The 7,191-nt window shown below is 62.6% G+C and carries 6 protein-coding genes; 2 read left to right on the plus strand and 4 right to left on the minus strand.

What is annotated here, in order from left to right; all coding sequences use genetic code 11:
• Nucleotides 1-78: 78 nt before the first annotated feature.
• The 4 genes from JZZ72_RS24880 to JZZ72_RS24895 form a co-directional block, all read right to left on the minus strand.
• On the minus strand, nt 79-1,515 hold the full coding sequence (locus JZZ72_RS24880; RefSeq protein ID WP_043862332.1) for an NAD(P)(+) transhydrogenase (Re/Si-specific) subunit beta: 1,437 nt from the start codon (nt 1,513-1,515) through the stop codon (nt 79-81).
• A gap of 2 nt (nt 1,516-1,517) precedes the next feature.
• Nucleotides 1,518-1,835, minus strand: a complete 318-nt coding sequence (locus JZZ72_RS24885; protein WP_043862333.1) for an NAD(P) transhydrogenase subunit alpha — start codon at nt 1,833-1,835, stop codon at nt 1,518-1,520.
• Nucleotides 1,836-1,846: 11 nt separating this feature from the next.
• On the minus strand, nt 1,847-2,968 hold the full coding sequence (locus JZZ72_RS24890; RefSeq protein ID WP_043862334.1) for a Re/Si-specific NAD(P)(+) transhydrogenase subunit alpha: 1,122 nt from the start codon (nt 2,966-2,968) through the stop codon (nt 1,847-1,849).
• A gap of 409 nt (nt 2,969-3,377) precedes the next feature.
• Nucleotides 3,378-4,304: a LysR family transcriptional regulator gene (locus tag JZZ72_RS24895; RefSeq protein ID WP_054916008.1), complete on the minus strand. Its 927-nt coding sequence runs from the start codon at nt 4,302-4,304 to the stop codon at nt 3,378-3,380.
• Between the two features lie 152 nt (nt 4,305-4,456).
• Between JZZ72_RS24895 and JZZ72_RS24900 the strand changes: the two genes are divergently transcribed.
• Both JZZ72_RS24900 and JZZ72_RS24905 read left to right on the plus strand, forming a co-directional pair.
• Entirely contained in the window at nt 4,457-5,638 is a 1,182-nt protein-coding gene (locus tag JZZ72_RS24900) for an acyl-CoA dehydrogenase (protein ID WP_054916007.1), read from the plus strand.
• Nucleotides 5,639-5,652: 14 nt separating this feature from the next.
• Nucleotides 5,653-6,873, plus strand: a complete 1,221-nt coding sequence (locus JZZ72_RS24905; RefSeq protein ID WP_043862337.1) for a CaiB/BaiF CoA transferase family protein — start codon at nt 5,653-5,655, stop codon at nt 6,871-6,873.
• The last annotated feature ends 318 nt before the right edge of the window (nt 6,874-7,191 follow it).

Below are 7,191 nucleotides of genomic sequence, written 5' to 3' on the forward strand. Positions count from 1 at the left end.
CTTCTGTCGGCTGGGCGGGCATTAAAAAGCCCCAGCCGGTACCGCGCTGGGGCTATTTGTCACAGCCTTTTCAAGGGCTTATTCCACGGCTTTGACCATGTCTTCGATGACCTTCTTGGCATCGCCGAACACCATCATGGTCTTGTCCAAGTAGAACAGTTCGTTGTCCAGGCCGGCATAGCCGCTGGCCATGGAGCGCTTGTTGACGATGATGGTCTTGGCCTTGAAGGCTTCGAGGATCGGCATGCCGGCAATCGGCGACTTGGGATCGTTCTTGGCCGCCGGGTTGACCACGTCGTTGGCACCGAGCACCAGTACCACGTCGGCCTGGCCGAACTCGGAGTTGATGTCGTCCATCTCGAACACCTGGTCGTAGGGCACTTCGGCCTCGGCCAGCAGCACGTTCATGTGCCCGGGCATGCGCCCCGCCACCGGGTGGATCGCGTACTTCACGGTCACGCCGTTGTGGGTGAGCTTTTCGGTCAGTTCCTTGAGCGCATGCTGAGCACGGGCCACCGCCAGGCCGTAGCCGGGCACGATGATCACGGTGTCGGCGTTGCTCAGCAGGAAGGTGGCGTCGTCGGCCGAACCGGATTTCACCGGGCGCGCCTCCTTGGCACCGGCCGGGCCGGCCGCTTCTGCAGCGCCGCCGAAGCCGCCGAGGATCACGTTGAAGAACGAACGGTTCATCGCCTTGCACATGATGTACGAGAGGATCGCGCCGCTCGAACCCACCAGCGAACCAGCAATGATCAGCATCGAGTTGTTCAGCGAGAAGCCGATGCCCGCCGCTGCCCAGCCCGAATAACTGTTGAGCATCGAGACCACCACCGGCATGTCGGCGCCGCCGATCGGGATGATGATCAGCACACCCATCACGAAGGCCAGGGCCAGCATCAGGGCGAAGGCGGTCAGGTTGCCGGTGAAGGTGAAGATCAGACCCAGGGCGATGGTGGCCAGGCCCAGCACCAGGTTGAGCTTGTGCTGGCCGCTGAACTGTACCGGCGCGCCCTGGAACAGGCGGAACTTGTACTTGCCCGACAACTTGCCGAAGGCGATGACCGAACCCGAAAAGGTGATCGCACCAATGGCGGCGCCAAGGAACAGTTCCAGGCGGTTGCCGACCGGAATCGGGTCGCTGATGCTGGCCACGATGCCCAGCGACTGTGGCTCGACCACGGCCGCGATGGCGATGAACACGGCCGCCAGGCCGATCATGCTGTGCATGAAGGCGACCAGTTCCGGCATCTTGGTCATTTCGACGCGTTTGGCCATGATCGAGCCGGCAGTGCCGCCCACCAGCAGGCCGACGATCACGTAGCCGATGCCGTCGGTGGCCAGCTGCGCGCCCAGTTTGTAGATCAGGCCGACCGTGGTGATCACCGCCAGGGCCATGCCGAGCATGCCGAACAGGTTGCCGCGCCGCGAGGTGGTCGGGTGCGACAGGCCCTTGAGCGCCTGGATGAAGCACACCGAGGCGACAAGGTAGAGCAGGGTTACCAGGTTCATGCTCATGTTTACTTCTTCCCCTCAGCCTTCGCGGCCTTTTTCTTGAACATCTCCAGCATGCGCCGGGTGACGAGGAAACCGCCGAACACGTTGACCGCTGCCAGGGCCACCGCGAGGGTGCCCATGGTCTTGCCGAGCGGGGTCACGGTCAGCGCGGCGGCCAGCATGGCGCCGACGATGACGATGGCGGAGATGGCGTTGGTGACCGCCATCAGCGGGGTGTGCAGCGCCGGGGTCACGTTCCATACCACGTGGTAGCCCACATAGATGGCCAGCACGAAGATGATCAGGTTGTAGACGCCGTGAGAGATCAGCATGTCTTCCATTGTCTGGCTCCTTATCCGTTCTTGCGGATGACCTGGCCGTCGCGGCACATCAGGCACGCGGCGACGATGTCGTCTTCGAGGTTGATCGTGAGGGCGCCGTCCTTGTCGAACAGCAGTTTCATGAAGTCGAGCAGGTTGCGTGCATACAGGGCCGAGGCGTCCGCACCGACCTGGGCTGGCAGGTTGGTGGGGCCGACGATGGTCACACCGTTCTCGATCACCACCTGGTCGGCCACGGTCAGCGGGCAGTTGCCGCCCTGCGCGGCGGCGAGGTCGATGACCACCGAGCCCGGCTTCATCTGCGCGACGGTTTCGGCGCTGAGCAGGGTCGGTGCCTTGCGCCCGGGGATCAGCGCGGTGGTGATGACGATGTCGGCCTGTCTGGCGCGTTCGTGCACGGCCTGGGCCTGACGCTGCATCCAGCTGGCGGGCATGGGTCGCGCGTAGCCGCCGACGCCTTCGGCGCACTCGCGTTCCTCATCGGTTTCATACGGCACGTCGATGAACTTGGCGCCGAGCGATTCGATCTGCTCCTTTACCGCCGGGCGCACGTCCGAGGCCTCGATCACCGCACCCAGGCGCTTGGCCGTGGCGATGGCCTGCAGGCCGGCCACACCGGCGCCCAGGATGAGCACGCGGGCAGCCTTCACGGTGCCTGCGGCAGTCATCAGCATCGGCATGAAGCGTGGGTAGTGATGCGCGGCCAGCAGCACGGCCTTGTAGCCGGCGATGTTGGCCTGCGATGACAGCACGTCGAGGCTCTGCGCGCGGGAGGTGCGCGGCGCGGCTTCGAGAGCGAAGGCGGTGATCCCGCGTTCGGCCATCCTGGCAATCACGTCATTGTTGAACGGGTTGAGCATGCCCACCAGAACGGTGCCGCTGTTGATCTGGCCCAGTTCGCTTTCGTTGGGCGCCACAACCTTGAGTACAAGCTGTGCGCCAAACGCATCGGCAGCGCTGCCGATGGTCGCGCCTGCTGCTTCATAGGCACTGTCGGGCACGCTGGCATTGACGCCCGCGCCACGTTGCACAGTGACCTGATGACCCTGGCCGATCAGTTTCTTGATGGTTTCGGGGGTGGCAGCGACACGTGTCTCGCCCGTCTGCGTTTCGAGAGGAACACCAATGTGCACGTCAATTTCTCCTGCGTGATCTTTTGTTGGTAAACCAGCGCACTGCGGATGGTGCGTCTGGGGCGGCCGATCAGCACGATCCCGCCCTGAATCCGGGCGGGGCGCGGCATTTTGCAGGCGATCCTGAATCGCTTCAACTGGTTCTGAAGGGTGACGAACGATAAACTACAAGTCACCCTGTGACCGAATGTCGCAATAAACGGCCTGAAGCCCGCGAACCGTGGGCTTCAGGGACATTACGCAAAATTTGAAATTTTTTCAGACAAATTTCGCGAAAGCGCATTTGTGCACAGGCTTTATGTCGCGAAGGCCCCGTAAACAGCAGGGTTAAGGGGTGTTTTGGCGTGCACCGGAACAGTCTGCTCATTTGCGACATTTTCGTATATCTGTAGGGCTCGATATTTGCTGACTACGGGGTCAACAAACCGCTCTGATCCTTGTGCTGCGCGGCATAGCGCTGGGCCTCGGCTACCAGCCAGTCGCGAAAAGCACGCAGCGAGGCGGATTCCACCTTGCGCTCCGGGATCATCAGGTAATACGCCTTGATGCTCGACAGCGCATGCGGGTTGGCAATCACCAGCCTGCCCTCCCCCAGTTCATGCTGGATGAGAAAGGGCGGGATCAACGCCACGCCCATCTCGTGCATGGCGGCCTGGGCCAACATCGAGAATAGCTCATAGCGCGGGCCGGTCATGTCGCGGGCCACGTTCATTTCCAGGCTGTTGAACCACTGGCGCCAGGCATAGGGTCGGGTGGTCTGCTGCAGCAGCGGCAGTTGCGCGAGGTCCTCGGCGCTAAGACTAGCCTGCCCTGCCAGCAAGGCCGGGCTGCACACCGGCACGGGGTTCTCGCCCATCAGGCGGTGGGACTGGGTACCCGACCAGTCGGCGTCGCCAAAATAGATGGCGGCGTCGAAGTGGGTGTCGGCGAAAAGGAACGGACGGGTGCGGTTGGTCAGGTTGACGGTGACTTCGGGGTGCAGGCGCTGAAAGTCCTTCAGTCGCGGCAGCAGCCATTGCGTGCCGAAGGTCGGTACCAGGGCCAGTTCGATCACGTTGGCGCCCTGCTGGCCCATCACCGACAGGGTATCGCGCTCCACCGCGTCCAGCTGGGTGGCGACGCGGCGGCTATAGGACAGGCCGGCTTCGGTGAGCTTCACGCCACGGCGCGAGCGTCGAAACAGCTCCACATTCAGAAACTCCTCCAGCCCGCCCACCTGTCGGCACACCGCGCCCTGGGTCAGGGAGAGCTCCTGGGCCGCCTTGGTAAAGCTTTCGTGGCGGGCTGCAGCCTCGAAGCACACCAGGGCCGTGGTGCTGGGGATCTTGCGCCGCATATACGTCAACCTCACTAATCAGTCGTAAAAATGGCTGTTGGTGCCGTTACGAAGTGAGAAATTATCACAAGACTATGCGCAATCCTCGTTTGTCGCCACGCCCGTTACGGCCTAGGATCAACCCACGACAAAACGTTTCCGAGGATTCGCACATGGCTGGCAAGGCAAGCTTCAACTGGATCGACCCGCTGCTGCTCGATCAGCAGCTCACCGAAGAAGAGCGCATGGTGCGTGACAGCGCGTTCCACTTCGCCCAGGACAAGCTCGCCCCGCGTGTGCTCGAAGCCTTCCGCCATGAGCAGACCGACCCGGCGATCTTCCGTGAAATGGGCGAGGTTGGCCTGCTGGGTGCGACCATCCCCGAGCAGTACGGCGGCAGCGGCCTCAACTATGTGTGCTACGGCCTGATTGCCCGTGAAGTGGAGCGTATCGACTCCGGCTATCGCTCGATGATGAGCGTGCAGTCTTCGCTGGTGATGGTGCCGATCAACGAATTCGGTACCGAGGCGCAGAAGCAGAAGTACCTGCCCAAGCTGGCCAGCGGCGAGTGGATCGGCTGCTTCGGCCTCACCGAGCCCAACCATGGCTCCGACCCGGGCTCGATGATCACCCGCGCCAGGAGCGTCGACGGTGGCTATCGCCTGAGCGGCAGCAAGATGTGGATCACCAACAGCCCGATCGCTGACGTGTTCGTGGTGTGGGCCAAGGACGATGCGGGCGACATTCGCGGCTTCGTGCTGGAGAAAGGCTGGGAAGGCCTGAGTGCCCCGGCGATTCACGGCAAGGTCGGCCTGCGTGCCTCGATCACCGGCGAGATCGTGATGGACAACGTGTTCGTGCCTGAAGAAAACATCTTCCCGGATGTACGTGGCCTGAAGGGCCCGTTCACCTGCCTCAACTCGGCGCGCTACGGCATCTCCTGGGGCGCCCTGGGTGCAGCGGAAGCCTGCTGGCACACCGCGCGCCAATACACCCTGGACCGTCAGCAGTTCGGCCGCCCGTTGGCCGCCAACCAGCTGATCCAGAAGAAGCTGGCCGACATGCAGACCGAGATCACCTTGGCCCTGCAAGGTTGCCTGCGCCTGGGCCGCATGAAGGATGAAGGCACTGCTGCGGTCGAGATCACCTCGATCATGAAGCGCAACTCCTGCGGCAAGGCGCTGGACATCGCCCGCCTGGCCCGCGACATGCTGGGCGGCAATGGTATCTCCGACGAGTTCGGCGTGGCCCGCCACCTGGTCAACCTCGAGGTGGTCAACACCTATGAAGGTACCCATGACGTGCACGCGCTGATTCTGGGGCGTGCGCAAACCGGTCTGCAGGCTTTCTATTAATAAGGAGCCAGCCCATGGGCGCGCTATCTCATCTGCGGGTGCTGGATCTGTCGCGAGTGCTGGCCGGACCGTGGTCCGGACAGATCCTCGCGGACCTGGGGGCCGAGGTGATCAAGGTCGAGCGTCCCGGGGCGGGCGACGACACGCGCGCCTGGGGCCCGCCGTTTCTCAAGGACGCCTATGGCGAGAACACCAGTGAGGCGGCCTACTACCTTTCGGCCAACCGCAACAAGCAGTCGGTCACCATCGACTTCACCCAGCCCGAAGGCCAGCAACTGGTACGCGAGCTGGCGGCCAAGTCCGACATCCTGATCGAGAACTTCAAGGTTGGCGGGCTGGCGGCCTACGGGCTGGACTACGAAAGCCTGCGGGCGATCAACCCGCGGCTTATCTATTGCTCGATCACCGGCTTCGGCCAGACCGGACCCTACGCCAAGCGCGCTGGTTATGACTTCATGATCCAGGGCCTGGGTGGCCTGATGAGCCTTACCGGCCGCCCGGAGGGTGAGGACGGTGCGGGGCCGGTGAAGGTCGGGGTGGCGTTGACCGATATTCTCACCGGGCTGTATTCGACGGTGGCGATATTGGCCGCCCTCGCCCACCGGGATCACGATGGCGGCGGGCAACACATCGACATGGCGTTGCTGGATGTGCAGGTGGCTTGCCTGGCCAACCAGGCGATGAACTACCTGACCACGGGTGTTGCGCCGCGTCGCCTGGGTAATGCGCACCCGAACATCGTGCCTTACCAGGATTTTCCTACCGCCGATGGCGACTTCATCCTGACCGTGGGTAACGACGGGCAGTTTCGCAAGTTCGCCGAGGTGGCCGGCCAGCCGCAGTGGGCGGATGACCCGCGGTTTGCCACTAATAAACTGCGTGTTGCCAACCGCGCCGAGCTGATCCCGCTGATTCGCCAGGCCACGGTGTTCAAGACTACCGCCGAGTGGGTCAGCCAGCTGGAGCAGGCGGGTGTACCGTGCGGGCCGATCAACGACCTGGCGCAGATGTTCCAGGACCCTCAGGTGCAGGCGCGTGGCCTGGCCATAGAGATTCCTCACCCGTTGGCCGGCAGCGTGCCGCAGGTAGCCAGCCCTATTCGTTTGTCCGAGACGCCGGTGGAGTACCGCAATGCACCGCCGCTGCTGGGGGAGCATACCGAACAGGTGCTGATGCAGGTGCTGGGGCTGAAGGGTGACGAGGTGCAACGCCTGCGTGGCGCGGGCGTGCTGTAGGCGCCCTCTCCTATCTATATAGAGGGTGGCGAGGGCTGATTTGATAAAGTTTCAAATTAGCCCTTGACGCACGATTTAATCTCTCTATAATTCGCCCCACTTCCGGCGCAGTCGGAACGAAAAACTCCTTGAATATCAACGGGTTGGACGTTTCAGGTCAGGCTGGAGGTGCTTCGATCGAAAGATCGGCAGCGGTGAAAAAGGTGGTTGACAGCAGGTTGTAACGCTGTAGAATTCGCCTCCCGCTACGAGAGATCGAAGCGAGTCAAGTGTTTGAAGTGAAACGAAAAACTTCAAAATAAACGCTTGACAGACTCT

This window comes from Pseudomonas palmensis (assembly GCF_017848315.1).
Taxonomy (GTDB): Bacteria; Pseudomonadota; Gammaproteobacteria; order Pseudomonadales; family Pseudomonadaceae; genus Aquipseudomonas; species Aquipseudomonas palmensis.

Bases quoted from the DNA above. Each gene is read 5' to 3' on its own strand.
- JZZ72_RS24880 (WP_043862332.1), bottom strand. From the start codon at position 1,515: ATGAGCATGAACCTGGTAACCCTGCTCTACCTTGTCGCCTCGGTGTGC.
- JZZ72_RS24885 (WP_043862333.1), bottom strand. From the start codon at position 1,835: ATGGAAGACATGCTGATCTCTCACGGCGTCTACAACCTGATCATCTTC.
- JZZ72_RS24895 (WP_054916008.1), bottom strand. From the start codon at position 4,304: ATGCGGCGCAAGATCCCCAGCACCACGGCCCTGGTGTGCTTCGAGGCT.
- JZZ72_RS24900 (WP_054916007.1), top strand. From the start codon at position 4,457: ATGGCTGGCAAGGCAAGCTTCAACTGGATCGACCCGCTGCTGCTCGAT.
- JZZ72_RS24905 (WP_043862337.1), top strand. From the start codon at position 5,653: ATGGGCGCGCTATCTCATCTGCGGGTGCTGGATCTGTCGCGAGTGCTG.